The following is a 26,202-nucleotide window of genomic DNA, read 5'->3' as shown; positions in this document are numbered from 1 at the left end:
GTCGGTTATTAGGTGCTTACTCAATAAGAACAAAGTTAATCATTTTTTTATTAAGAAAATTTGTTGTTTCAAAACATTCTTTGCTGCTTAAAATCCTTTTAAAGATAATTTTTTTATCCATATTTTCAATAATGTCGCCACCATTAGTTATGATATATTGCTTCGGTCCGAGTATACCTAACTCGTCTGCAACTCCCATCATTCCTTCTAATGTCCGTCCTGAATAAAGAACTACTTTTATTCCACTATTGAGTGCATTACGTATTGCTGCTTTGTTGTGTTGTGTAATTGATTTATCAGTACAAAGCGTTGTTTCATCCAAGTCCAATGCAATTAATCTATAATCCATTTTTAGCTCCCCTTTAATTAACATAATTACATTGTAAGCCTTTTCTCAAAGAACATTCATACAAAAATCACAAGATAAGTTAATTATATTCTGGATTTATGAAAGTAACCTAAAAAATGACAGTCCATTACTACTAAAGTAATGGTACCTAGAATAGAGAGAACTGTGTTTAGTATTTTCCAACGCCACCAGTTTGTGGCAATTGAACATCAATTGGTTGGGTAGCAGGTTTACTTTCTTTTACTAATGAATAGGAGATATAGTATCAACAATCTTATGCGGTAGTAGTACTAAAAATTTCATCCGCCTTAACAGGTGTAGCTAATTAATGTAATTGTTTCTAAAACGGTTATTAATATGTTGCTAATAAAAAAAGATTCAGTAAAAGATTGTTAAAAATCTTTTACTGAATCTTTTTTATTATGGTTATATCAGCCAATTAATATTATTGATTATCAGATGATGTACCACTATTAGTTGTAGCACCACTAGTATTTCCACCAGAGCTACCACTGTCAGGAGTTGATGTAGAACTACCATTAGAATCGTTATTTCCACCAGTCGTGCCACCGGTATTACCAGTGTTACCAGTATTATTACTACTATTGTTAGAAGAACTATTTCCATTATTATCAGTAGAATTATTATTTGTTGTACCGCTGGAATTATTATTTTCATTCGTTGTTTGACTATTCGAGTTTGTTCCTGTACCAGTTTCAGTATTACCAGTTGAATTAGTTTCATCTTCGTCGTCGTTTGATTCTGAGGTACTGCTTGAACGGCGATTAGTTGTCACTTGATTACTGCTAGAACTGGAGGCACTGCTTGTTGAATAGTCAGAACTCTTATATGGATTAGATGGGGCATGACCTTTAACAAATAACTCCTTAGTGTATGTTGAGGGACTGGAACTAGGTGAAGCAACGACTGGAGTTTCTGAACCATTATTCTTGATCATCATAGATACTACTGAATTAGGTTTTTTCCAGTTAGGATTACTATCAGATTGACTAGCCAAATAACTCATTTCAGCCTTATAAATTTTACCGGCAACACTTTGATAAGTGGAGCTGATACCATTTTGATTTGGCGCATCGTAACCGGTCCAAACACTAATAGAATAATTCTTTGTATAACCGTTATACCATGAATCTTTAGCAGTTCCGCTTAAAGCAGGATTACTTGCTAATACGTTACTGTCATAATTAGTAGTACCAGTTTTACCAGCTTGATGTAAACCAGATATATTTGCATAAGTAGCATAACTACTTGGCACACCCTTAAGCATATCGGTAATCATATAAGCCGTCGATTTCTTCATAGCTCTTGTACCAGACTTACTGTAATTATGAGTTAATCCATCAGCTGTTTCAATTTTTGAAACATAATATGGTTTATAATATGTTCCACCATTAGAGAAAGCGGCATAGGCTGAAGCACCTTGAAGTGATGAAACCTCACCACCGATACCCACTGATAGGCCATTCTCTGAAAGATTAATTCCTAGATTAGAAGCAAAACCTTTTGCCTTTGATAATCCAACAGCAGATAACGTTCTAACCGCAGGAATATTACGAGAATTAACCAAAGCCTCACGCATACTCATTTGACCTTCATACTGCTCATCCCAATCTTTTAATTGGATATTAGTTCCGGCATAAGTATATTCAGTATCTTCAAGTTGATGATATGTTGACCAATTAAGGTATTCAATTGCTGGAGCATAATCCAAAATTGGTTTCATAGTTGAACCATTGCTACGGCTGGTTTGAACAGCTCGGTTTAAGCCGAATTGAATATCACCTAAATTACGACCACCAATCATAGCGACGACTTTACCATTATTAGGGTCAACAATTGTAGCACCAACTTGCATCTTAGAATCAGGGAACTGAACATAATTAGAAGAATTAACGATATTATATAAACGTTTTTGAGCATCGTAATCCATATTGACAGTAATCTTCAAATTATCACGATAGGGGTCGAACCCTTTCTTCTTAACTTCAGTAATAGCTTCCTTGATATAAGGATCGGCAATGATACGCTTGGTATTATTACTATTAGTTACTTTCTTATATGGTTCAAGCCCGTCACTAATTGGGGTATTGATAGCATCTTCCGCCTGTGCCTTAGTGATCTTATTATTAGCATACATAGCCCGAATTACAAGATCACGACGTTGCTTAGCTTCGGTGGGATGAGTATAAGGATCGTAATTACTTGGAGCATTCGGTAAACCTGCTAACAGTGCCATTTGAGGCAGAGATAATTGTTTTAAGGTTTTACCGTAATAGTATTTGGCACCGGTTTCCACACCATAAATACCATTGTTTAAATAAACTTTATTCATATAGAATTCAAGGATTTGCTGTTTAGAGAATTTTTGACTAATACGCATGGCCAACCATGCTTCTTGCATTTTACGTTTAAAAGTTTGGTCTTTGGTATCAGTTGAAAAGACTGTCAATTTAACAAGTTGCTGCGTTAAAGTACTACCACCTTGTAAAGTACCTTTAGTAATATTATTAACAGCAGATTTAACAATTCTAACTGGATCGATACCAAGTGGTTCATTGTAAAAGTTTTTATCTTCAATAGAGACTACGGCATCTTCCATTTGTTGAGGTACTTTATCAATTGTTACGTAATTTCTTTTGTTGTCTCCTAAGGAAGCAATCTGTTTTCCAGTTGAGTCGACGATTGTCGAAGATCCACCACTTTGTAGATTTTCTTGACTGACGGTTGGAGCACTAAAAGCATAATATACGAAGACAAACAAAAATATTCCGACTAATACAGCCACAATAGCCATAATCCATTTAAGAATAGTTTTGAATGTGAATATACTAGTATTCTTATTATTCATTATTTCTCCTTCCTGCTCTCTATTAGTTGTTGTATAGCGCCAACATAAGGTAAAGTAGGATTGTAATTTGCCTCGATTTCAATTGAACATTTAATGATATCCTTAAGTTGGATAGATTTAGCACCATCGTTCTTTTGTGCATCCCAATGTTCAAAAAGATCGTTTGCAGGCATTATAAAATAGCGTTTAAGAGTAACGTACTTTATAATAACAAAGCAGATACCGCCTTGTCTTTGACACATTCTTAGGTGGTCAATCTGATGTTGATGAAAGTTCTTTAATGGAAACGTATTTTTATTTTTAGTTTCTTTAGCTTCAAAATCAACATAGTAGCCATTATAAACACCATTATAATCGGTTGTAGAAGCCTGCCTAAAATAAGCTTCCTTAATGACGGCCTTGCTACGTTTAGGGTAGTCAACTTTAACAATTTGTATTGGCGTTGGCTTTTTATAAATTACAGCAATTTCATGGCTACGGTAATACTTATTACTTTCATTAATTTCCTCCTCTAAGGTCATACCACGATCACCAAATATTAATTTCTTTTTAGCGTTCGTAGCGTGTAGGGAAGGCTTTGATGGACTATTAAAGATTCGACCATCAGGGTAGTTTATTTTCAAAATATCAACTCCTACTGTGCAAATTATACCATGATGACAAAGATATTAATTATTGGAGAGATTCTTTATGATTAAAAATTTATGGATAACAGGGTACCGTTCTTATGAATTAGGTATTTTTAAAGATAATGATCCAAAAGCAAAAGTAATTCAAGATTTTTTTGAACAAAGAATTACTAATTATATAGATGATGGAACTGAATGGATTTTAACTGGTGCCCAGATGGGTACTGAACAAATTGTTGGAAAAGCTGTACAAGAAATCAGGAAAAAAGACTATAATATTAGACATGCGGTAATGTTGCCGTTTTCAGAATTTGGTAATCAGTGGAACGAGAACAATCAACTATTATTAAATGTTTTTTTAAGAAAGGCTGACTATGTTAATAAAGTTAGCAATATGAGTTATCATAGTCCTAGGCAACTAAAAACGTGGCAAAATTTTATGCTTAAACATACTGATGGGGCATTAGTATTTTATGATCCCGAAAGTGGTGGCAAACCTAAATATGATTATGAAGCAATTAAGGCTTATCAAGATCAAGGAAATGACTATAATTTGGAGTTAATTGATTTTGATTCTATGCAGGACTTTGCTAATATGTTATATGATAGTTAAGATATAAGACAATAATTAACACTGGGGTGTTTAAAAATGGATAATATGAATGGAATGAATCAACAAAATAATAATGGTAATGATTTTTCTTTAAATTATCAACCAAATGATATTCTACAAAAAGAATTCAAAACAAAAATGCGTGGTTATGATCCAACAGAAGTGGATCAATTTTTGGATGGCGTTATCAAAGACTATGAAACTTTTACAAATGAAATCAGTCAATTGAAATCTGAAAATGAGAATTTAATGCAAGCTCGCAATGCAGGTGCCGGTAATAATCAAAATTTTCAACAGGCAAGACCACAAAATAGAATGAGACCTCAACCTAAGCCATCCATGAGTGCTTCGGCTGAATCACCAACTAACTATGATATTTTGAAACGTCTCTCAAACCTTGAAAAGCGTGTCTTTGGTCATGATTTTGCCAACGGAGTTCCTGAAAATAACGAATCAAAGCAATTTGCTTCAGCCGTTGTACCTAATAATAATATGGGTAACCATGATGGCATTGAAAGTGGTCATACTGAAATTAATCCTCGTATGAACCAACAGACGGCTCCAATGAATAATAACAATGGATTTAATAATTCTAATAATTTCCAACCTAATCGTCCGATGAATAATAATGGTTCAAACCAAGGACAAAATAATTTTAATGGAAATTTAAATAATAATAACAATTATAATCAATTTTAGTGTATACTATTCAAGTCGGTAAATTACGAGTAATCGCGGTCTAGTTATCTAGGCTGAGGAAAGTCCACGCCCGCGCGAGCTGAGATGCTTGCAGTGTTCGTGCTTGGCCCAATAAGCCAAGGTACCTTTTTGGTAACGGCAGTGAACGCACTAAGGCTTTTAGCTATGTGTTACTAGCTTGAAAGTGCCACAGAGACGAAGTATTGTAAGAAATTACAATAGTGGAACGAGGTAAACCCCGCGAGCGGGCAACCCAAACTTTGGTAGGGGCGCTTCATAACGAGAAATGAATCTACTGTGAAGGCTTAATTGTAGATAGATGATTACTTACTGTATTAGGTCGCCAACCTAATACATGGACAAAACGTGGCTTATAGGAATTTATCGAGGCAAAGGGACGACTTGTTCGTCCTTTTTTTATACAAAAATTTAAAAACGAGGGGCAATATGAAATTAATTGCGACTATGTCAAGCGGCTTTGAATCTGTAACCGCAAAAGAACTACAAAATTTGGGATACGATACAAAAACCGAGAATGGTAAGGTCTATTTTGATGGTGAATACGAAGACATTGCTAAGGCCAATTTATGGCTACGTAGTGCTGATAGGATCAAAATATTGATCGACACTTTTAAGGCAACTACCTTTGAGGAATTATTTGATAAGGTTTATGCCATCAATTGGGATAATTGGTTGCCATTGAACGCAGCTTTTCCAATCAAGGCTCGAACAGTAAAATCACAATTACATTCTGAACGTGATATTCAAGCTATTACTAAGAAAGCCATTGTTAACAAAATGGCTGATGTCTTCATGCGTCGTGGTAGATTACCTGAGACTGGTGCAAAATTTCAAATTGAAACTAGAATTCATAAAGATCAAGTAGAAGTCACTCTAGATACTACTGGTGAATCACTTTACAAACGTGGTTATCGTATTGAACATGGAGCTGCACCTTTAAAAGAAAACTTTGCGGCGGCAATGATTCTCCTAACTGTTTGGCATCCAGAGGAAGATCCATTTATGGACCCTACAACTGGTTCCGGGACAATAGCAATTGAAGCAGCCAGAATGGCCAAAAATATTGCGCCAGGTATTCAACGCCACTTTTTATTTGAAGATTTTGATTGGTTCGATGAAAAAATCCTTGAGAATCTTAAAGAAGAGGCAAAGGCTGGAGTTAAAGATATTCCACTAGATATTTTTGCTAGCGATATTGATGGATCAATGATTGATGTTGCTAAATTGAACGCTCATGATGCTGGCGTGTTACATGATATTCAATTTAAACAAATTGCCGTTAAGGATTTAAAGATTGAAGGGGAGTATGGAACTATCATTACTAACCCTCCTTACGGACAACGAATGAGTGATATGGAAAATGTTCGTAAACTATACAAAGAAATGGGAGAAGTCTTTGTGACCGCTCCCACTTGGAATAAATATATTTTGACCAGTGATACTGAATTCGAAAAGTATTACGGTCAACAGGCTACTAAGAAACGTAAACTTTATAATGGTTCTTTAAGAACTGATATGTATCAATACTGGGCTAAACATTAAAGACTGTCTCGTCTGTGTAGATCCCAAAGAATAACTAAAATAATAACTATGGTAATAATCAATGAAAATACCCAAGACCATCGCTGGTCGGCAATTGGTAATTTCATATTCATTCCATAAAACCCTGATACGATCGTGGGAATACTGAGGACAATTGTGTAAATCGTCAGTACTTTCATGGTCGTATTTGTTCTATTGTTCAAAATGTTGTTATATGTGTTTGAAATACGGTCGATGACATCAGAGCTCAGGTCAACTTGATTTTTGATTTGTTCAATTTCAACTAAAGAGTCATTTAAATGTTCACGAGTTGTTTTTGATAGATGAAGACTTTGTACTTTACCTGAAGAAACTAGATCCAATTGTCTGGCTACTGATAAATTATCGTTTATAGCTGTGGTTAAATATGTTGTAAGATCTTCTAAATCAGCTAGGTCTAAAATTTGGCTCTCTGAAGAATGATGTTTTTTGATCATTTTTTGAATTTTATTTCTTTGGACATCAGTTTCATTAATTTGATCACTGTAATCATTGGATATTTGATCAAAAGTATTGAAGATATATTCCCATAATTCTTTACTTTCATCGTCCTTTAGATGGTTCTTTGCTATCAAAATGTAATCCTTAATGTAATGAGTAGCATCATTAGTAAATAAAAATATTTGTTCATCTTTAATTGCTAAGGAAATAGGCAATACCCTTTGAGAAATATCAGTGATTTTATTATTCTCATTTTGTACGTTAAAAACAATTAAATAAGTATCGGTAATTTCATCGTATTCAAAACGGGCTCGCTCATTTTCATCATCAGCATAATCTAGGATTTCGTTTGTCAATTTGTACTTCTCAATTAATTGTGTCCTGTCTTCATCATTAAGTGTCTTGGTAGAATGAATGTCAATTAATTTTATGTTTTGGTTTAATACTATTTCATTAATCATATTTTTCCCCTTAATAATGATAATGATACCAAAAATAAAAAATGGGTCGAGAATTATTTTTCTCGGCTCATTTTTTAGTAAATTTAAAGATTCATTAATTAAGGAGTAAATAATTTACCTAAATCTTCTTTAGGAATTCCCTTAAAGTAGTCATCTAGATTAAATTGGTCAAGTACTTTTAAAATCTCATCACGATCAAATTTAACATTTAATAATTTTTGTTTAATATCATTAACATCTTTCATACCGAAAAAGTCGCCATAAATTTCGATATGTTCAATCTTTCCATTTTCAATATTATAACGCACATCTACTGTACCCATATCAAAATGTTTTCTTTGTTTAGCCGTGAAATCAGGTGACTTACCATAAACCCAATCCCAATTGTAATAATATTGCTCTTTGATTTTATCAATTTCTTTTTGTTCAGCTTCAGAGACAATATATTCGCGATCCTTGATTTCTTCAAGGCTATTAGCATGGAAAAGTTCTAGAAGCAATCTATCACGAAATTCTTCAGTAGATAGATTTTGATATTCTTTAGCCAAATATGGTCGTAAATTGGTTACTCGACTTCTGATTGATTTAATACCCTTAGATGCTATTTTGTCTTTTTGAACATGTAGAGCTTTTGTTAAAACATCCAGATCAACATCAAGAGATAATGTACCATGTGAGAAGGTTTTTCCATTTCTTGAATACATGGCATTACCGGAGAACTTTTTGCCATCTACGAGCAAATCATTTCGACCAGATACCTCGGCACTAGTGGCTCCCATTTTATGTAATGCATCAATGATAGGTTGTGTGAATGATTTAAAATCACCAAAATTTTTATCATTAGAATCAACAACAAAGCTAAAACATAAATTACCAAGATCCTGATAAACGGCTCCACCACCAGAAATACGACGAGTAACAGTAATATTATTATCTTTAATATAATTACTATTTATTTCTTCCAGCGTATTTTGGTTTCGACCTACAATAATACATGGCTTTTCAATATAAAAAAGCACCAAAGGTTCATCGAACTTAACATTATTCATTAAATATTGTTCTGTAGCTAGGTTATCGCGAATATCACGATCTTTCATTACAACATAGTACATAAAAAAGCCCCCTCATTGGAATTGAAAACGTTTTAATAGTAGCATACTTTCTAAATTGTAGATACTATTTTAAGTTTGTTCTTAAATGAATCATTTCTTGATGAACTAGTGCATGAGCTGCACCATTATCCTTATCAGATATATGTTTAGCAAAATATTCAGGAAACAATGCTAGGGACTTTAAAATTTCATTTAATATCGGTTGATAATGTTTTGAATAGTTTTTGACAATACTATCTATTACTATTTGACTATCAGAATGAATTAATAATATTTCATGGTTCCAATTATTATCTATAATTTTTTTCAAAGCCTGGTTTAATGCTAAGAATTCTAGATAATGATTGTCATCAAAATTTTCCCTATGAGCATCTTTATAAATATTATTATTGACCTTTATTACGTATGAAACGACGCCCAGATTTAAATTAGTATTTAATCCAGCATCGGTGTACAATTTAATCATATTATTTAGAACCTTTCAGGAGATATTATGTCAAAGAAACATTTCGTTCAACCAACTGGCGCATGGGGAATTATCATGTGGTCAATTGCTTTGAGCCTGGTTTGTTTAGGTATCATTATGCAATTGGAGATCATGGCGTTCAGTTTTATTCCTTTTTTAATTTGGATCATTGATGGAATTTACGTCTTTTATATTATAGCCAATTCATGGGTTAAAATAACAGCCGACCAAGTTATCATTAAAGAACCATATTATAAGACACGAACTTTTAAACATTCAGATGTTACTATAAAAGAGAATAGTAAATGGAGTATAGAACTAGATTTTAATAATAAAGATTTCTTTCCATTTAGGGTTACATCCACAAGGGGAATTTTAAATATAATTAGAAAAGAAGCAGGTGAAAGCAATGTCATTTCCAAGTGATATCGAAATTGCTCAAATAAACGAGCATGACAATATGAAGAATATTAACGAAATTGCTGGCAAGATTGGTTTGACGCCAGATGATATTGAACCATACGGACACTATAAAGCTAAGTTTTCTGGCCGCAGTATTACTAAAACTATGGAAGAAAAAGATGATGGTAAGCTTATTCTTGTTACCTCAATTAATCCAACTCCTGCGGGAGAGGGTAAATCTACTGTTGCTATTGGTCTAGCTGATTCATTACAATCATTAGGCAAGAAAACAGTCTTAGCATTACGTGAGCCATCATTAGGTCCAGTTATGGGTATGAAGGGTGGAGCCACTGGGGGTGGATTCGCTCAAGTAGTTCCAATGGAAGATATTAATCTTCATTTTACCGGCGATATGCATGCATTGACTAGTGCCGTTAATACTTTGGCTGCATTAATTGACAATCATGTTCATCAAGGTAATCAACTAAACATTGATCCTAGAAGAATTGTTTGGAAACGTGCTTTGGACATCAATGATCGTGCTTTAAGAAATATTGTTATTGGTCTTGGTGGACCTTTCAATTCAGTTCCTCGTGAAGAACATTTTGAAATTACGGTTGCTAGTGAATTAATGGCAGTTCTATGTTTGGCTCAAGACATTGATGACTTAAAAGAACGTATTTCAAGTATTTTAATTGCTTATACATACGACAAGAAACCAGTTTTTGTTCGTGATTTGCGTGTTGAAGGTGCCATTACGGTACTATTAAAAGATGCTTTGAAGCCAAACTTAGTTCAAACACTTGAAAATACACCAGCTATTATCCACGGTGGTCCATTCGCCAATATTGCTCACGGATGCAATAGTATCTTAGCAACTAAATTAGCTATGAAATTGGGCGACTATGCTGTTACTGAAGCCGGATTTGGTGCTGATTTGGGTGGTGAAAAGTTCCTAGATATAGTTACTCCAAAATTAAATCATGCTCCAAACGCAATTGTAATCGTTGCAACGGTTAGAGCCTTAAAATATAATGGCGGTCAAGAATTAGCAGATATTCAAAATGAAGATCTTAATGCTTTGAATCTTGGATTCAAAAACTTAAAACGTCATATTCATAATATGCGCTACTATAATATTCCGGTTGTAGTTGCAATCAATAAATTTGCTACTGATACTGACAATGAAATTACTCTTTTAAGAACACTTTGTGATGAGGTTGGAGTTGATGTTCAATTAGCTGAGATTCACCACAATGGTAGTAAAGGTGGTCAAGAATTAGCTAAGGCAGTTATTAAGGCTACTGAAAAAGATTCTAACTACACTCGTTTATACGAAGATGAAGAGACAACTGAAGCCAAAATTGCAACTATTGCATCTGAAGTTTATGGTGCTAATAATGTTGAATATAGCAAGAAAGCTCGTAATCAATTGCAGATTCTTAAAGACAATGCTTGGGATGATTTACCTGTATGTATTGCTAAGACTCAATACTCGTTGAGTGATGATCCTAAGAAGCTCGGATCTCCACGTGATTTTACTCTTCATGTAACGGATATCGTTCCTAAACTCGGTGCTGGGTTTGTTGTAGTGTTAACTGGAAATGTTATGACTATGCCAGGTTTGCCTAAAAAACCAGCTGCATTAGGAATGGATGTTGATAATGAGGGAACTATCGGAGGATTATTCTAGTGCAGTTGATCTATTGGCTACTATTTGCAGTTTTAGTTATTGGTGATCAGAGTCTTAAATACTATGTTAGCAATAATATTGCCACAATGAGTGTTCATGACCTTATCCCCGGGGTTCTATCAATTACGCATATCACTAATACCGGTGCGGCTTGGAGTATGTTAGAAGGAAAAATGTTATTCTTCTACCTAGTTACAATTGTTGCTGTTATTATTTTAGGATATTTATTTGTTAAATCTGATAAAAAGGATTATCTTTATCGTTTTTCTTTGATATTCTTATTAGCGGGAACAGTTGGAAATGCTATTGATCGTTTTACAAGGCACTTCGTTGTTGATATGTTTAATTTGGATTTCATCAACTTTCCAATCTTTAATCTAGCTGATACTTATATTACCATCGGGGTAATTTTGATTATCGGATCTTTGATTATTCAAGTAGCAGGTGAGAAAAATAATAAGTAAATCTTATAACTTAGAATATAATGAAACAAAAAAAGTTCGTTTGGATTCATATCTAAACGAACAATTGACAGACCTAACTAGATCACAACTCCAGAAATTTATTAAAGAAGATAATGTTTTGGTTAATAGCCAAACCGTTAAGAAAACTGGAACAAAGCTGACCGCTGGAGATAAGATTATTGTTAATGTTCCTGAAGAGGAACCTATTAAAGCTATTCCCGAGAATATTCCTATCGATATCATATATGAAGATAAGGATGTCATCGTGGTTAATAAGCCACAAGGGATGGTTGTACATCCTGCGGCAGGCCATCCAGATAAGACTTTGGTTAACGCCATCTTGTATCATTGTAAAATTAACGATGATGATGTAATCAGACCTGGAATTGTTCATCGTATTGATAAAGATACATCTGGTTTATTGATGATAGCTAAAAATGATTTAGCTAAACAATCATTAATGAAACAATTAAAAGAGAAGAGTAATCTTAGAGAGTATTTGGCCATCGTACATGGTAATTTCAAAGAAAAAACTGGCAAAATTACTGCACCACTTGGTCGTTCCAAAACAGATCGTAAAAAACAAGCAGTTGTTGAAAATGGACGCCATGCAGTAACTCATTTTACGGTGCTAGAGCAATTCGAAAATTATTCACTTTTAAAATTAAAATTAGAAACTGGTCGGACACATCAGATTAGAGTACATTTACAATACATTGGTCATCCTGTAGCGGGTGATCCTTTGTATGGTCCAAAGAATACTTTGTCTGGTAATGGACAATTCTTACATGCACAAACTTTAGGGTTTGTTCATCCTAGAACTAATGAATGGATGGAATTCTCAATTGATCCTCCTAAGATTTTCCAAGATACGTTGGCACAATTACGACGTTGACAGTCAAGGAGTCGTGCTATAATCTAAAAATAGAATTGTGTGCGATTATAAAAAAAGTAAAGCACTCACTTTGTGAGTGCTTTTTTGAAAGTAGGGAAATTTATGGCTAAAGAAATTATTGATGGTCAAACAATGACACGTGCTTTGACCCGAATTACATATGAAATTATTGAAAGAAACAAGGGAATCGATGATCTTGTTTTAGTTGGAATCAAGACTCGTGGAGTTTATGTAGCTCATAGAATAGAATCCAGATTAAAGCAATTGGAAAATATTAGTATTCCTGTATCCGAATTGGATATTACACCATATCGTGATGATCAAACTCATGACGAAAACGACATTTCAAAAATAAAAACGGAACCATTAGATATTGATATAAATAATAAACATGTTATTTTAACTGATGACGTACTTTATACAGGTAGGACTATTCGTGCTGCCATGGATGCCTTAATGAGTGCCGGCCGTCCAAAGAAAATTTCCTTAGCTGTTTTAGTTGATCGTGGACACAGAGAATTACCAATCAGAGCAGACTTTGTTGGTAAGAATATTCCAACCTCTCAAAAGGAAAAAATCAAAGTATCAATGAAAGAAATCGATGGAGAAGATAAAATCGAAATCGAATAATTAATATTTTGGGGAGTTGCTATAAATGAAACGTTATTTAATTTTAGAAGATGGTACTGTATTTCCTGGAGAGGGTTTTGGATCTTCTATTATTACTACGGGACAATTGGTTATATCAAATAACCGTACAGGGATTGAACAATCAGTCACTGATCCTGATACAGAAGGTCAAATTATTGCCTTTACAATTCCTTCTGTTGGTAATTCAGGGATTAATCGTGATTTCTATGAATCAATCAATTCCCAATGTAAAGGAGTAGTAATTGGATCATCTAGTTTATCAACAGTTGATGATTCAGTTTCCTTTGAAGATTGGATTGCCGGTTTAAAAATACCAGGAATCAAGAATATTGATATTAGGGCTTTAGCAAAACATATTGCTGAACATGGCGAGATGAAGGCTAGTATCATGGATACTCATGATGAGCATGCTATTGATCAGATCAAAGCCTTGGTGTTGCCTCCAGATTTAGTTAAAAGAGTTTCAACTCGTCAATCATATCCAAATCCCAATATGGGATTAAAAATTGTTATTGTTGATTTAGGATTAAAATATTCAATTCTTCGTCAGCTATCATACCGTGATTGTAATTCAATCATTGTTAATTACAATTCAACAGCCGAAGAAATTGAGAATCTTCATCCAGACGGAATAATCTATTCTAATGGACCAGGAGATCCGAAAGACTTACCAAATACTATTAAAACAATTCAAATCTTGCAGAAGAATTATCCGCTTTTAGGTATTGGCCTAGGAAACTTACTCATTGCCCTAGCTAACGATTGCCAAATCGAAAAGCTTAAAACACCGCATCATGAATCGTCCTTAGCAGTTAAAGAAGTTGCCAGTGGCAAAATTGATTTTGTCAATCATAATCATTCGTATACTTTGGATCAAAAGTATATTGGTGCCTCAGATTTTATTGTAACGAATGTTTGTGTGGCTGATGGAACTATCGAAGGCATTCGTCATGAATACCTTCCAATTATGTGTGTACTTTTTGAACCAGAAGCGGCTCCTGGACCAACTGATGGATATTATGTTTTTGATGAATTCATTGATTTGATTGAGTCAGTAAAGAAGCAGGAAGGGGCTAGAAGTCAATGGAATTAGATGAAATACATACTATTTTAGTTATTGGCCCCACTAGCAGCGATAAAAACGTTGACCTTTCAACGGCACTTTATGATACGGTCAACATTTTACATCAGCTTGGATATAAAATATCTATTATTGTGGAAGATCCAACGTCCCTACTATCATCAGGGGTATTTTACGATAAAACGATCGTTGAAAAGGTAACTGGTGAAAATGTTCTAAACTTTGTTCAAACATATCATCCTGATGCGATTCTACCAACAGTTGGCGATCGTAACGCATTAGGTATTATTTCTAGCTTAAATGGAAAAATTGGGACGACCAAAATTTTAGGTCCAAATTTTGCGGCATCGTTAGCAACGTTTAAACGAGAATTATTTATTAAACGTTTAACTAAAGCAAAATTACCAGTTATTAAGTTCATTTCATCTAATGATGAAAAAGAAATCTATGAATTTATTCGTTCAATTGGCTTTCCAATTATTGCTCGGCGACGATACTCCAATCGTCATTCTAGTGGTTGGACCAATATCAATAATCTATTTGAACTAGATAATTTCATGGCCATGGAAGAATTAGATGACACAAAAATTGAAATTGAACGCAGCATCAGAGGATTTAGTGAATATTCATTTACCGTTTTAAGAGATCGTTATGATAATTCTTCGTTGGTTGGAACCATTGAGGATATTGAACCAATTGGAATCCATCATTTAGATTCTAATCTTATTTCTCCAGCCATTTCTTTGAACGATTCCAAACTTCAACGATTGAGAAATTATTCAATAAAATTGGCACGAGCATTTAATATTGTTGGTATCTGTACAGTTCATTTTGCTTATAATCATATAACCAAAGAATCGTATATTACTGAGTTTATTCCCCGATTGAGTGAAGAGACTAAATTTTTAGAATATGCTACAAGTTACCCGGTGGCCACTGCGGTAGCTGAGTTATGTTTAGGTTATCATTTGGACAAGTTACAATTAGATGCGGGTAGTTTCTTTAACGGAGCGACGGAGCCGTTTGTAGATCATATTACGTCCCGTTTTCCTCAATGGAAGACTCCAGGTCAAAAATATTTAGGTCCTAGCAAAACATCTGATTCAAGTATTGTGGTCAATGGTTTTAGTTTAGAAGAGGTTCTAAACAAAGGCGCATTGAACGATAAATTGAATAATAATTTTGATCGATACAACGAATTACGTAAATTGGATGATGATGAGTTATTTGAAAAGATAATTCATCCAACTAATTGGATGCTAGATGTTTTACTGGAGGCTTTAAGAAGAAAATTTGAAAAGCCCGTTTTATCAGAGATTACAGGCATTAACTTGCCATATTTAGCGGCCTTACAAAATATTATTAACAATAGTCTGATTATTCGCGAAGGCGAAATTGATGGCAAGAACGTTGAAAGAATGGTTGAAATGGGTGTCAAAGGTGTTGGGCATAGTAAATTGTTACTGGATAGTCCTGATATTGTTACAAAAACGGTTGTTAAAAATAAAAAAGCCGTCTCAGTGGCCAATAATGACTTTATAAATCACAATTATTTTGTAACTAGCGGTATTACTAACGAATTAGAACTTAGTGATCGCAAAAAAATAATTGTCAGAACACCTATCATTACATCCAAGACCGATATCATGGTGCGTCAATTCGTTTTGTTCCGCTTAGCTAAATCAATCGATCAGAATGGATTAGAGCCAATCATCATTGGCCGTGAGCCTTGGAATGCACCTTTGGAGATTCGTCGCAAAGTAGTAGAGATTGATGATCCGCATATGGAAATGAGGAATCTAGGTTTAATAGATGATGAGAGTATCTTAAAAATTATCGATTTATCAAAGAATCTAGTTGATACCAATGACGATCGTGTTTTTCAATTCAGTGCACAGGAAATTAAGAATATTGATCTTGAAAGTAATACAACTCTTAGAGTAATGGTTGTTAGTGATGGCAAGAATTATTTGATACCGTCAGTGATTTATCAAGCCAAACGCAATAAACATCTTTACGAAATCAGTTCAGTTAATAATTTCATGACTATTGAGGACCGGGCTGATGTATCTAAACTAATTAGTCAAGAGCTTGAAGACGAAAAACAAGTTGATATTTATAATTTTGAAATCGTCAAAAGTAATGATCATTGGTTAGTCACTAAAAAGTACCGTGGAATGACTAGTGATATAATTCGGCATGAATTGGCTAGTTCAGTTCATGTAATTGATACTTTGGTAAAATTATTATTAGGTAATAAGATTGATGATAATTTATCACTCGAGAAAATCTTTGATAACTTTGATGAGAAATTTCTATTAACTATCGACAGCAAGCGTTATAAGTTACTTGATAAAGACGAAACCGAGGCTGAATTGTCTGAATTAAAAAAATCTGAAAAATAAAAATACTTCTCAACAATGTCTATTCTTGTTGAGAAGTATTTTTATTTAACTTTTAAATTTGTAACCAACTGGCGATCTGGATCAACCAAAATCGTTTTTTGGCCTTCAAATATTACAAAACCAGGTTTTGCACCATTAGGCTTTCTAATATTTCTGATTTGAACATAATCAACAGGTACTTTACTTGAATCACGTGCTTTAGAATAATAAGCCGCAATAGTAGCTGCCTCAATTATTGATTGTTCATCTGGATCACTTGTCTTTAGAATGACATGAGAGCCCGGTATATCCTTGACATGGAACCAATAATGATTCTTTTGAGAAATTTTCATAGTTAGTTGATCATTCTCAAGATTGTTCTTTCCAACTGTAATATCGATTCCATTAGTGGACTTAAAATCTTCGCCAATCTTTTTCTTACGTTTTTTACGAGCGTTTTTACGTTTCTTTTTGATATATCCTGAATCAATCAATTCTTCAACAATGCCATCTACATCGTCAATATCTACATATTCAAGGGACGCCAAAACAGATTCCAGATAATTGACTTCATTTGTAGTAATTTCTAATTGTTCCTTCACATGTGGAATTGAATTCTGTAACTTGCGGTATTTTTTATAATAACTTTGTGCATTCAGAGAAGGGGAATATTCAGGATTTAATTTAATCGTAACCTCTTCATTGTTGTAATAATTAGTTAAAGTTATCGAGCTTGAGCCATGTTCTATTTTTGACATATAAGTCGTCAATAGTTCACCATAAAGATTATATTTATTCATCACATCAGTTTGATCAAGTTGTTTATTTAGCTTCTTGATTTTGGACTTATCCTTTTTCAAGATAATATCTAAACGATGCGTAATACTCTTAGTTTGTTGTTCGATACGATCAATACGAGCCTTGTCTAGATAATAATTATCTAACAGTTCACCTAGGCTAGAATAAGTATTAATCTTAGTTGTTGTATTAGTAAATAAAATAGGGAAGAAACCCAATTTATGTTTACTATTTGAATTAGCTGTATTAGGATATAAATCGTTTTGATACAACTGTATGAAATCATCCAGCGTTTGTCCTTGTTCAACAAATTTTTCTAATTCTGCTGATGTATCAAGGCCAATTCCTTCATATTTTTCACGGATATCTTTAGCTGATAAGCTGGTAATATTTTCATCCTCTGTAGCAAAGGGATTTATCTTATTTTGTGCAGGTGGTAGTTTATAATCATCGCCTGGTAATAAGCCACGGAAACTGTTATTTTCAGGTGAAACTCGTTTAATTAAATCAACGATCTTACCATTTTCTTTATTAACTAAAAAAATATTACTATGACGTGCCATAATTTCCGTTATTAGTGTATAGTCATGAATATCGCCTAATTCATTCTTGGCAGACAAGTCAATCATTACAACTCTGTCATTGTTTAACTGACGAAAATTCTGTACGATTGCACTTGTAATATACTTTCTCAACGACATTACAAAAGTAGATGGTTTAGCTGGGTTGGCAAATGGTTGATTGGTTATTTGAACACGTGCATAGGATGGATGAGCGGATAATAATAATTGCTGATTCTTACGATTACTTCTAACCGTGAGAATCAATTCATTAGCGAATGGCTGTTGAATTTTACTAATTCGACCACCGCTAAGATTCTGATTTAATTCGTTTACCATAGCATGGGTAAACATTCCGTCAAAAGACATAATTCATTTCCTTTCTAAAACTATCTGAGAATTTCTGAAACTTTTAATTATGTAACAAATATAAAATAGCGCGAATATGATATAATCTAATGGTTATACAATCATTATACGTAACCAAGCAAGGAATTGATAATTTATGAAAATAGCCATTGTAACAGATAGTACATCTTATTTGCCACAAGAAATAGTCGATAAATATAATATAACAGTTGTGCCAATAGAGGTAGTATTTGATACTAAAACATATCGTGAAGATATTGACATTACTACATCTGAATTTTACGACTTGTTAAAGAAGTCACCGGAATTACCTTCAACAGCGCAACCTTCAATTGGCGAAATGATGAACGTATACGATAAATTGGCTAAAGAAGGCTATGATACCGTAATATCGATTCATTTAGCAAGTACAATCTCTGGATTTGTAAACAATCTTAAGAGTGCTGCTCAAACCATTGATAATATCAATGTTATCGTTTACGATTCACAAATAACTGTTCGACTAATGGGATATTTAGCTCAAGAGGCTGCCCGTATGGCTCAAGAGAACAAAAGCGCGGATGAGATTATTGAACGGTTAAATACACTAAGGGCTTCAATTGGTGAAGCTTTTGTTGTTGATGATCTTAAAAATTTAGTAAAGGGTGGAAGACTATCAAATACTTCTGCTGTAATTGGTACTGTCTTAAATATTAAACCTTTACTGGAATTTGACAATGATTCTCATAAAATTGTAGCTTACGATAAAGTGAGATCAATGAAAAAAGCCAAGTTAAAGGCTGAAGAAAAACTATCAATTGCTATGGAGAATACTACCCATCCATTAAGATTGTTAGTATTAGATGCTGATGATCCTGAAGCTGGTGACAAATGGGCTGAAGAATTACATGAGAAGTATCCAGATGCAACACTAGATCGCTCATATTTTGGACCAGTTATCGGAGTTCATTTAGGCAAGGGTGCTTTAGCAATTGCCTGGATTAGAGATTTTGATAAATCTTAAATTAAAGCCGTAAGGCTTTTTTATTTTCCCGAGATAATATAAAATATTTATTATAAATTATGCTTTATTAATCATTTCAATGAGTTAAAATAAATATAACCATTATTATTTCCACATGAAAAGGGGATTATCATGTTTTCTAAATCTAAAAGAGCAGCCATTTTAGTTGCTGCAAGTGCGCTTCTTGCAACGAGTCTGGGTGGAAATATCGCCTATGCCGATGCAACAAACAATAATAATTCTGTAACCGCTGCAACTACAGGTACAGATAATACTAATGTAGAAACAGCTACCAATGATGATAGTACCAATGTTGTCAATTCAACAACATCCAAGACAGCAGATAATACTAATAACACCTCTACATCTACTAACTCAACAGCTACTACTCAAGCAGCATATAATGATATTGATGTTGCAGCAGTGAAGACAGCTATGTATGCTGAGCTGAATCGTCTTCGTGCTCAAAATGGTTTATCAGCTTTAACATCGGTTGGCGTATTAAATGATTACGCTCAAAAAAGAACAGATAGCTTTATCAATACTGGGGTAGATAATCACGCTGGATGGAATTCAGCAAATATGTATCCATATCATTTAGATGCAGAAGAAAATATTTCTCAAATGCCATACTCCATGTTGGGTACTACTGATCCTACAGTTATTGCCCAAAAAGTTACGCATGAATTTTATAGTGAGATGTATGATCCTCAACCAAATTATGGTCATAGGAAGAACATGCTGAATCCATATATCAATTATGTTGGTATAGGTGTAAGTGTATCTTCTAATGGAATGGTTTACTTTTCACAAGAAATGGGTAATGATCAGGCGTCTCATAGTAAATATGATGCTAGCGATATCTATGCTTATTATTTAACGAACAATAATGATTACGCTAATGTTTCACAATATGATATAGCTGATGCTAACCGTAGCGGTGATGACTACACCAATAGGGATGATTATAAGACTGTTGATTTCAGGGGTGGTGTCACTACTAAGAATCAAAATACAATCGTTTATGACAGATATGGTAATCGAGTATCCAATTTTGGCTTGTCACCTAATACTGAATGGTCATCAGATATAATCGCTATTATTAACGGCAATTTCTATTATCATGTAAGTACAAATGGCTTCGTCTCAGCTAATGATGTTTTGCCATGGGCATCCTTCTTAGCCGGTACAACTGTTAAAACAACAACAAATGCCAAAGTTTATGATGACAACGGTAATTACACTGGTCAAACGATGCCTGCATATTCTGCATGGATTGTTGACAGACGTGCTGTAAATCCTACTACTGGTGTCAAAATGTATCGTATTGGAACTAACGCTTGGATTCAACAGAACCAATTGTCACAATTATAATTTTGTTTAATTTAAAGGGAATACTTCTGAAGTCGTTGAACTTTAGAGGTATTTTTTTTATGATTGAACGCAAGATATCTTTGGAGGAGAAGAATGAAATTACAGCTTTAAAAATAGCCGTCGTATGTTACTCAATCATTATTTTATTTTTATATTCAGAAAACAATTAATATTTTAAAGATAGAAAGGCTTAATTATGGAACCAATGATAGCTATGTTTGTCATAACTCTTGCAGTTGCAATTGGGAATATCCTTGCACGATTAGTACCAGCCATATCAAATACTTATATCAACTTATTAATGGGTATTTTGATAGCACTTATTCCATTTACCAATGATTTGATTTCAAAATTCAACAATGAATTTTTTATGATTGTTATCTTAGCACCTTTGCTATTCTTTGAAGGGCAAAACACTCCAGTCGTGATGGTTCGCAAAAAAATACCAAACATTATTGGAACCGCAGGGGTGTTGGCAATCTTCTCCGCAGTTGTTTCTTCAATTTTATTACACAGTATACTAGGACTAGCTTTACCTATGGCCCTGATTATTATATCCATTTGTACTCCCACTGATGCTACTGCCTTAGAATCAGTAATCAGTGGGCATGAATTTCCTGAATCTACTCAGGAAACATTGAAAATGGAATCGTTGTTTAATGATGCAACAGGGATTATTTTATTACAGGCAGGATTGATTTGGTTACAAAGTGGTCATCTTAATTTAACCCAAAATATAGGTGCATTGTTACTATCATCCATTGGTGGATTAATTGTAGGTAATATTTTGGCTGGATTTTTTACAATTTTTCGACAATGGTTAATAAGAAGTAGCTTGAACGATATTTTTTCTCAAAATATGATTTATTTATTAAGTCCCTTTATTATTTATATAATAGGAGAACTTTTACACGTTTCGGGTATTATTGCGGTTGTTGTAGCTGGCTTAGTTAATAATAGTGAAGCTAATCGCAGTAGATTTGTGGCACCTAGACAAATGAACTTGGGTGTTCAGATGGTCAACTTTTTTAATGAAATGCTGAATGGTTTTGTTTTTGTTACTTTAGGATTAAATTTAGAAAGAATTTTTACCGAACACTATAATCAGTACATACAGACTAAAAATTGGTTAATCATTGGAACGATTTCTTATACAGGGTTATTAATTTGTCGTTGGATATATGCTCGTCTTTTCATTGGAGATCACTCTAATAGAACGGCTTCCTCATTTGCCCTAGGTGGAGTTCACGGAACTGTTACTTTAGCCATGACATTTTCACTTTTAGGCAACAATTTAAACAGTCATATATTTAATCTGATTATTTTAGTTGAAACAGTAGTTATTGTTTTGAGTATGTTGGTACCAACTCTGATTTTCCACTGGTGGTTACCAATTGATAATACTGAAAAATATGCTAATAAAACTTTGAATGAATTACGCCATGATGTTTCAATGGTCGGAATTAAAAAGATTAATTCTATGGAATTATCCAAAGCAGTTCATGATTCAGCAATTTATGATTTACAAGATCAAACTCGAAACAAATCACTGAAATCATTTATTAGTCAGTGGACAATGATTGCCTCTGATTCAAACGTATTAACAACATTACAGAGTAAAGAACAACAAAAGGCCTTGATGTCAGCTTTTCAGGCTGAACGGGAATATTTATTGGATTTGGAAAAACAAAATAAAATGGATTCCAAAATTATTTTTGGTCAATATAACGAAATACTTTTAGCTGAATCTTTGTTAGTGGATACGGAAAATCCGTTAGTTTAAAAGATTAATTTGAATCATAGTTATGTTATTTAGAATAAAATATTTCAATTTTAAAGCATATATATAGTCCAAAATACCTATCAATATTGATAGGTATTTTATTGTGTCAAAAAATTAGAATAGAAAAATAAATTATTAAGCAATTTACTTGAAACGCAATATATGAGAATAATACAGCAATATTTCACAGTGAATGAAAGCGCTTGTTGCTGTACTCTATGAATGTAGATTAAGAAATACTTTGGTATTGGCCCGCTAAAGCATGGTCCTAATTAACAATTTTTTAGAATCACAAATGTATATATAAATAAATCAAAACTTGAGATAGTTATTTACTGTTTCAATATATTTGGAGATGCAATTATGAGTAATAGTATTTCATTAAACGATTTGAAGTCTCGTGATCCTAGTTATTTAGAAACAATTTTTTCATTAGCTAATGGTCATTTTGGAATTCGTGCTAGTGATCCGATAATTGGCTCTGATACTGCCGGAACCGTTGTAAATGGTTTTTATGAAATTTCAAAAATCATTTATGGTGAAAAAGCTTTTGGTTATGCAGATAATAATCAAACAATTGTTAAATTACCAGATTTAAGAACTATTAATATTTATGATAATCAAGGGAACAAATTTGATATATCTAATTTAAAAACGGAATCACTTAATATGAATACTGGATTGTTAACTTCAACATATGAGTTGTCTAATAATATATCTGGTAAGACAATTGAATTAACTGTCAATAGTACTTTACAACAATCCGATAATCAGATGGTCGGACTTCGTTACGAAATTAAGCCGCTTAGCTATTCTGGAAATATCAAATTAACTAAACACTTGAATATTGTCGCCTCAGTTGATACAGTAGGCGACCCTAGAAGAGCTAAAGCTGTAAAAACGTTAGAGTACCAAAAAGACAATCCTAATTCCCATCAGGAAATTCTAACCACTACAACTAAAAAAAGCAAAATGTCACTCCAGATGGCAATATATGCTAAAGATTCTTTGGAAAAAGAATATGATTTAAGTAATGGTAAAGTTGTTTTTGATGTCATTGGTGTTGTAAGTGAACCTAATGGTAAAGTCTCCACCAATGATCTACCAAGCTTTGAAAAAATCGTGAACGATTCAACTAACTTTTGGTCAGACTTCTGGGAACGCAGCGAGGTCAAAATTACTGGTGATGATAGTTTGAACCAAGCTCTTCACTTCAATCTTTTTCAACTCACATCTTCATCCGGGCGTGATGGCAAAACAAATATTTCTGCTAAAGGTTTATCAGGTACGGGGTATGATGGACACTACTTCTGGGATACTGAAATGTATATGTCACCATTTTTTACTTATACTAATCCAGAGATTGCCAAGAATCTTATTAAATATCGTTATAGTATTTTAGAAGACTCAAAAAAAACCGCTCGTGCCGCTGGTGTTGATGAAGGCGTATTATTTCCTTGGCGTACTATTGGCGGTCCAGAAGCAAGTTCTTACTTCCCAGCTGGTACAGCCCAATATCATATTAATGCAGATATTAGTTATGCGGTAGCTCGTTATTACCGAGCAACAAACGATGAGGATTTGATTAAAAAATATGGGATGGAAATAATTATTGAAACTGCTCGTTTCTGGAATAGTCTTGGTAGTTATAGCAAAATTAATGGAAAAGATCAATTTTGTTTCTTTGATGTCACGGGACCAGATGAATATACAGCAATCGTTAATAATAATTATTATACAAATAGAATGGCAAAATTTAATTTAGGCTTTGCAGTGGAATTAATTGATAAGTTCCCTGAAAAGGCCACTGAACTAGGAGTTACGACTGAAGAAAGAAATAATTTCTTAAAAGAATCAAAATCTATCTATCTTCCATATGATTCAGAAAAGAAGATTAACGAGCAAGATGATAGTGCCTTCAACAAACCAATTTGGCCATTTGAAACAACACCAAAAGAAAATTATCCCTTACTGTTACACTACCATCCATTAAGGATTTATAGATACCAAGTCAACAAACAGGCTGATACCTTATTGGCAGACTTTTTATTTGATGATATTACTAAAGAACAATTAATTCGTGAATATGATTATTATGAAAAAATTACGACTCATGATTCATCACTATCCAGATCAATTTTCAGTGCCTTGGCAGCCCGAATTGGTTTGAAAAATAAGGCCTATTCATACTTTATGGATACAGTCAAAACCGATTTAATTGATTTACAAAAGAATACTCAAGACGGATTACATATCGCCAATCTGGGTGGTAGCTGGTTAACGGTAGTTAGTGGTTTTGGCGGATTACAAGTTAAAAATGGATCATTAACAATTGCCAATCATTTACCCGACGAATGGAAAAAGCTTTCGATCAGATTACAATTCCAAGGTCGGCTGTTAGAGATCAATTATCTCCCTAGCAAAATTGATGTATCTATCTTGTCAGGAGAACCTCTAAAAATCATTGTCGATGGTGTGTGTAGAAAAGACTCTTGATTAGTCCAAATTCTGGTAAAATAGAATCAAAGAGGGGGGATAAAATGGCAATTTATTTGGAAATGCCTAATTTAGATCCAAAATTAGGTTTCAAGTTTCTCATAAATGAAGGAGACATTTTAACTACCCCACATTGGCATCGCGAATATGAACTAATTTTATTAACAAAGGGTAAAGTAAATATAGGTATTAATGATAAACAGTTTCAGCTAAGTGCTGGTGGAATGGCCTTCTTCAAGGGTGGGGATATTCATTATATAGTAGCAACTCCGGATTCTAACCGATTTGTTTTTCAATTTGATATGTCTTTATTTAACGAAAACGTTGTAAAGAAAATGGACTTGGCTTCCCACTTAAATAAATTATCACAAGTAAGCTTGTTTTGGGATGAGAAAATAAATCGAAAATTGAGGACAATTCTTCAACAAATTGTTAATGAAGAGAGTAACAATCAATATGATAAAGAATTTGTGATTGAAGGATTGATGTATCGATTAATTGCCTGTATGTTACGTGAACTTCCAAAAGATGATGAAGTTAAGGTTCCTGGGATAAATATTCAGAGCAAAACAATTTTAATTACTTTGAATAAGGTATTTTCATTTGTAGAAAAAAATTATCGTACCAAAGTTACTCTAGAAGATGTTTCTAAAGCTGCTGGTTTTAGTCCATACTATTTCACAAAGTTTTTTAAAAAAAATGTTGGTCAAACCTTCATTGAATTCTTAAATAATTATCGAATTGATAAAGCAAAGTGGGAGATAATTAATACTGATACTCCTATAAGCAGCATCTTGAATCAAGGTGGATTCACAAGTGATAAAACTTTTTATCGACTTTTTAAAAAACAAGTCGGTTTATCTCCTAAGCAGTATAAGAATAAGTACAATTTAGTAAAATAGCTTGAAATCATTTTAATTGCATTAGCAATAAAGATGGTCTCGAGCTATTTTTTTGAGATTGTATATAGATGTTGATTTTACAAGCAAGTTCATATTAAAGATAGAT

21 protein-coding genes, 1 other RNA gene and 1 pseudogene are annotated in these 26,202 nt (G+C 33.5%); 16 read left to right on the top strand and 7 right to left on the bottom strand.

The window, feature by feature from the left end:
- Positions 1-16 precede the first annotated feature (16 nt).
- The 3 genes from CBP76_RS07710 to recU all read right to left on the bottom strand — a co-directional run bounded on the left by CBP76_RS07710 (position 17) and on the right by recU (position 3,841).
- A complete protein-coding gene (locus CBP76_RS07710; protein ID WP_166667221.1) occupies positions 17-349 on the bottom strand; it encodes an HAD family hydrolase in 333 nt (110 codons plus the stop codon).
- Between the two features lie 445 nt (positions 350-794).
- Entirely contained in the window at positions 795-3,218 is a 2,424-nt protein-coding gene (locus CBP76_RS07705) for a transglycosylase domain-containing protein (RefSeq protein WP_102196325.1), read from the bottom strand.
- Positions 3,218-3,841 carry a Holliday junction resolvase RecU gene (recU, locus tag CBP76_RS07700; RefSeq protein WP_102196324.1) on the bottom strand — a complete coding sequence of 208 codons (624 nt, stop codon included), beginning with the start codon at positions 3,839-3,841 and terminating at the stop codon, positions 3,218-3,220. Before recU ends, CBP76_RS07705 begins: the two co-directional genes overlap by 1 nt.
- 67 nt (positions 3,842-3,908) lie before the next feature.
- On the opposite strand from recU, the gene CBP76_RS07695 reads away from it, so the two are divergent.
- The 4 genes and pseudogenes from CBP76_RS07695 (at position 3,909) to CBP76_RS07680 (ending at position 6,722) form a co-directional block, all read left to right on the top strand.
- The gene (locus CBP76_RS07695) at positions 3,909-4,460 is read left to right on the top strand and encodes an SLOG family protein (protein WP_102196323.1); all 552 of its coding nucleotides are present in this window, start codon (positions 3,909-3,911) and stop codon (positions 4,458-4,460) included.
- Between the two features lie 54 nt (positions 4,461-4,514).
- Positions 4,515-4,913, top strand: a pseudogene (gene gpsB, locus CBP76_RS13550) (cell division regulator GpsB); the annotation flags it as partial.
- Positions 4,914-5,180: 267 nt separating this feature from the next.
- Positions 5,181-5,538: RNase P RNA component class B (gene rnpB / locus CBP76_RS07685), an RNA gene on the top strand.
- A 68-nt stretch (positions 5,539-5,606) separates the two neighbouring features.
- Complete coding sequence (locus tag CBP76_RS07680; protein WP_102196322.1) at positions 5,607-6,722, top strand: THUMP domain-containing class I SAM-dependent RNA methyltransferase; 1,116 nt, start codon at positions 5,607-5,609, stop codon at positions 6,720-6,722.
- Here the strand turns inward: CBP76_RS07680 and CBP76_RS07675 are convergent.
- The 3 genes from CBP76_RS07675 to CBP76_RS07665 all read right to left on the bottom strand — a co-directional run bounded on the left by CBP76_RS07675 (position 6,719) and on the right by CBP76_RS07665 (position 9,241).
- Positions 6,719-7,663, bottom strand: a complete 945-nt coding sequence (locus CBP76_RS07675) for a magnesium transporter CorA family protein (protein WP_102196321.1) — start codon at positions 7,661-7,663, stop codon at positions 6,719-6,721. The two genes, CBP76_RS07680 and CBP76_RS07675, sit on opposite strands and share 4 nt — an antisense overlap.
- Before the next feature lie 98 nt (positions 7,664-7,761).
- Entirely contained in the window at positions 7,762-8,775 is a 1,014-nt protein-coding gene (gene lplA / locus CBP76_RS07670) for a lipoate--protein ligase (RefSeq protein ID WP_102196320.1), read from the bottom strand.
- 64 nt (positions 8,776-8,839) lie between these two features.
- On the bottom strand, positions 8,840-9,241 hold the full coding sequence (locus CBP76_RS07665; RefSeq protein ID WP_102196319.1) for a reverse transcriptase-like protein: 402 nt from the start codon (positions 9,239-9,241) through the stop codon (positions 8,840-8,842).
- Positions 9,242-9,268: 27 nt separating this feature from the next.
- On the opposite strand from CBP76_RS07665, the gene CBP76_RS07660 reads away from it, so the two are divergent.
- From CBP76_RS07660 to CBP76_RS07630, 7 genes are all read left to right on the top strand, one after another.
- The gene (locus CBP76_RS07660; RefSeq protein ID WP_102196318.1) at positions 9,269-9,667 is read left to right on the top strand and encodes an EbsA family protein; all 399 of its coding nucleotides are present in this window, start codon (positions 9,269-9,271) and stop codon (positions 9,665-9,667) included.
- Positions 9,651-11,336 carry a formate--tetrahydrofolate ligase gene (locus tag CBP76_RS07655; protein ID WP_102196317.1) on the top strand — a complete coding sequence of 562 codons (1,686 nt, stop codon included), beginning with the start codon at positions 9,651-9,653 and terminating at the stop codon, positions 11,334-11,336. Before CBP76_RS07660 ends, CBP76_RS07655 begins: the two co-directional genes overlap by 17 nt.
- Positions 11,336-11,800: a signal peptidase II gene (gene lspA, locus CBP76_RS07650; protein ID WP_102196316.1), complete on the top strand. Its 465-nt coding sequence runs from the start codon at positions 11,336-11,338 to the stop codon at positions 11,798-11,800. The genes CBP76_RS07655 and lspA overlap by 1 nt, the downstream gene beginning before the upstream one ends.
- Positions 11,793-12,695 (top strand): RluA family pseudouridine synthase, encoded by a 903-nt coding sequence (locus tag CBP76_RS07645; RefSeq protein WP_166667223.1) that lies wholly within the window; start codon positions 11,793-11,795, stop codon positions 12,693-12,695. The genes lspA and CBP76_RS07645 overlap by 8 nt, the downstream gene beginning before the upstream one ends.
- A gap of 102 nt (positions 12,696-12,797) precedes the next feature.
- On the top strand, positions 12,798-13,325 hold the full coding sequence (gene pyrR / locus CBP76_RS07640) for a bifunctional pyr operon transcriptional regulator/uracil phosphoribosyltransferase PyrR (RefSeq protein WP_102196314.1): 528 nt from the start codon (positions 12,798-12,800) through the stop codon (positions 13,323-13,325).
- Between the two features lie 25 nt (positions 13,326-13,350).
- Positions 13,351-14,439, top strand: coding sequence for a carbamoyl phosphate synthase small subunit (locus CBP76_RS07635; RefSeq protein WP_102196313.1), 1,089 nt, complete (start codon positions 13,351-13,353; stop codon positions 14,437-14,439).
- Complete coding sequence (locus CBP76_RS07630; RefSeq protein WP_102196312.1) at positions 14,430-16,832, top strand: ATP-binding protein; 2,403 nt, start codon at positions 14,430-14,432, stop codon at positions 16,830-16,832. Before CBP76_RS07635 ends, CBP76_RS07630 begins: the two co-directional genes overlap by 10 nt.
- Positions 16,833-16,873: 41 nt before the next feature.
- Here CBP76_RS07630 and CBP76_RS07625 read toward each other — a convergent pair whose 3' ends face one another.
- A complete protein-coding gene (locus tag CBP76_RS07625; protein ID WP_102196311.1) occupies positions 16,874-18,538 on the bottom strand; it encodes an Rqc2 family fibronectin-binding protein in 1,665 nt (554 codons plus the stop codon).
- Positions 18,539-18,674: 136 nt separating this feature from the next.
- Between CBP76_RS07625 and CBP76_RS07620 the strand changes: the two genes are divergently transcribed.
- The 5 genes from CBP76_RS07620 (at position 18,675) to CBP76_RS07600 (ending at position 26,096) form a co-directional block, all read left to right on the top strand.
- Complete coding sequence (locus CBP76_RS07620) at positions 18,675-19,541, top strand: DegV family protein (RefSeq protein WP_102196310.1); 867 nt, start codon at positions 18,675-18,677, stop codon at positions 19,539-19,541.
- Positions 19,542-19,673: 132 nt separating this feature from the next.
- Positions 19,674-20,915, top strand: a complete 1,242-nt coding sequence (locus CBP76_RS07615) for a CAP domain-containing protein (protein WP_102196309.1) — start codon at positions 19,674-19,676, stop codon at positions 20,913-20,915.
- A 196-nt stretch (positions 20,916-21,111) separates the two neighbouring features.
- Positions 21,112-22,698, top strand: coding sequence for a cation:proton antiporter (locus CBP76_RS07610; protein ID WP_102196308.1), 1,587 nt, complete (start codon positions 21,112-21,114; stop codon positions 22,696-22,698).
- Between the two features lie 363 nt (positions 22,699-23,061).
- Positions 23,062-25,194 carry a glycoside hydrolase family 65 protein gene (locus tag CBP76_RS07605; protein WP_102196307.1) on the top strand — a complete coding sequence of 711 codons (2,133 nt, stop codon included), beginning with the start codon at positions 23,062-23,064 and terminating at the stop codon, positions 25,192-25,194.
- 44 nt (positions 25,195-25,238) lie between these two features.
- A complete protein-coding gene (locus CBP76_RS07600) occupies positions 25,239-26,096 on the top strand; it encodes an AraC family transcriptional regulator (RefSeq protein ID WP_102196306.1) in 858 nt (285 codons plus the stop codon).
- Positions 26,097-26,202: the final 106 nt, after the last annotated feature.

It is taken from the genome of Companilactobacillus nuruki, assembly GCF_002872255.1.
Classification (GTDB): Bacteria; Bacillota; Bacilli; order Lactobacillales; family Lactobacillaceae; genus Companilactobacillus; species Companilactobacillus nuruki.
This window is presented reverse-complemented; position numbering and strand designations above follow the sequence as displayed.

What these genes read in the sequence shown, in the direction of transcription:
- CBP76_RS07630 (WP_102196312.1), top strand. Translation starts at nt 14,430, where the DNA reads ATGGAATTAGATGAAATACATACTATTTTAGTTATTGGCCCCACTAGC.
- CBP76_RS07620 (WP_102196310.1), top strand. Translation starts at nt 18,675, where the DNA reads ATGAAAATAGCCATTGTAACAGATAGTACATCTTATTTGCCACAAGAA.
- CBP76_RS07635 (WP_102196313.1), top strand. Translation starts at nt 13,351, where the DNA reads ATGAAACGTTATTTAATTTTAGAAGATGGTACTGTATTTCCTGGAGAG.
- CBP76_RS07615 (WP_102196309.1), top strand. Translation starts at nt 19,674, where the DNA reads ATGTTTTCTAAATCTAAAAGAGCAGCCATTTTAGTTGCTGCAAGTGCG.
- CBP76_RS07655 (WP_102196317.1), top strand. Translation starts at nt 9,651, where the DNA reads ATGTCATTTCCAAGTGATATCGAAATTGCTCAAATAAACGAGCATGAC.
- CBP76_RS07710 (WP_166667221.1), bottom strand. Translation starts at nt 349, where the DNA reads ATGGATTATAGATTAATTGCATTGGACTTGGATGAAACAACGCTTTGT.
- CBP76_RS07600 (WP_102196306.1), top strand. Translation starts at nt 25,239, where the DNA reads ATGGCAATTTATTTGGAAATGCCTAATTTAGATCCAAAATTAGGTTTC.
- CBP76_RS07705 (WP_102196325.1), bottom strand. Translation starts at nt 3,218, where the DNA reads ATGAATAATAAGAATACTAGTATATTCACATTCAAAACTATTCTTAAA.
- CBP76_RS07695 (WP_102196323.1), top strand. Translation starts at nt 3,909, where the DNA reads ATGATTAAAAATTTATGGATAACAGGGTACCGTTCTTATGAATTAGGT.
- CBP76_RS07660 (WP_102196318.1), top strand. Translation starts at nt 9,269, where the DNA reads ATGTCAAAGAAACATTTCGTTCAACCAACTGGCGCATGGGGAATTATC.
- pyrR (WP_102196314.1), top strand. Translation starts at nt 12,798, where the DNA reads ATGGCTAAAGAAATTATTGATGGTCAAACAATGACACGTGCTTTGACC.
- CBP76_RS07625 (WP_102196311.1), bottom strand. Translation starts at nt 18,538, where the DNA reads ATGTCTTTTGACGGAATGTTTACCCATGCTATGGTAAACGAATTAAAT.
- CBP76_RS07680 (WP_102196322.1), top strand. Translation starts at nt 5,607, where the DNA reads ATGAAATTAATTGCGACTATGTCAAGCGGCTTTGAATCTGTAACCGCA.
- CBP76_RS07605 (WP_102196307.1), top strand. Translation starts at nt 23,062, where the DNA reads ATGAGTAATAGTATTTCATTAAACGATTTGAAGTCTCGTGATCCTAGT.
- lplA (WP_102196320.1), bottom strand. Translation starts at nt 8,775, where the DNA reads ATGTACTATGTTGTAATGAAAGATCGTGATATTCGCGATAACCTAGCT.
- CBP76_RS07675 (WP_102196321.1), bottom strand. Translation starts at nt 7,663, where the DNA reads ATGATTAATGAAATAGTATTAAACCAAAACATAAAATTAATTGACATT.
- CBP76_RS07665 (WP_102196319.1), bottom strand. Translation starts at nt 9,241, where the DNA reads ATGATTAAATTGTACACCGATGCTGGATTAAATACTAATTTAAATCTG.
- CBP76_RS07610 (WP_102196308.1), top strand. Translation starts at nt 21,112, where the DNA reads ATGGAACCAATGATAGCTATGTTTGTCATAACTCTTGCAGTTGCAATT.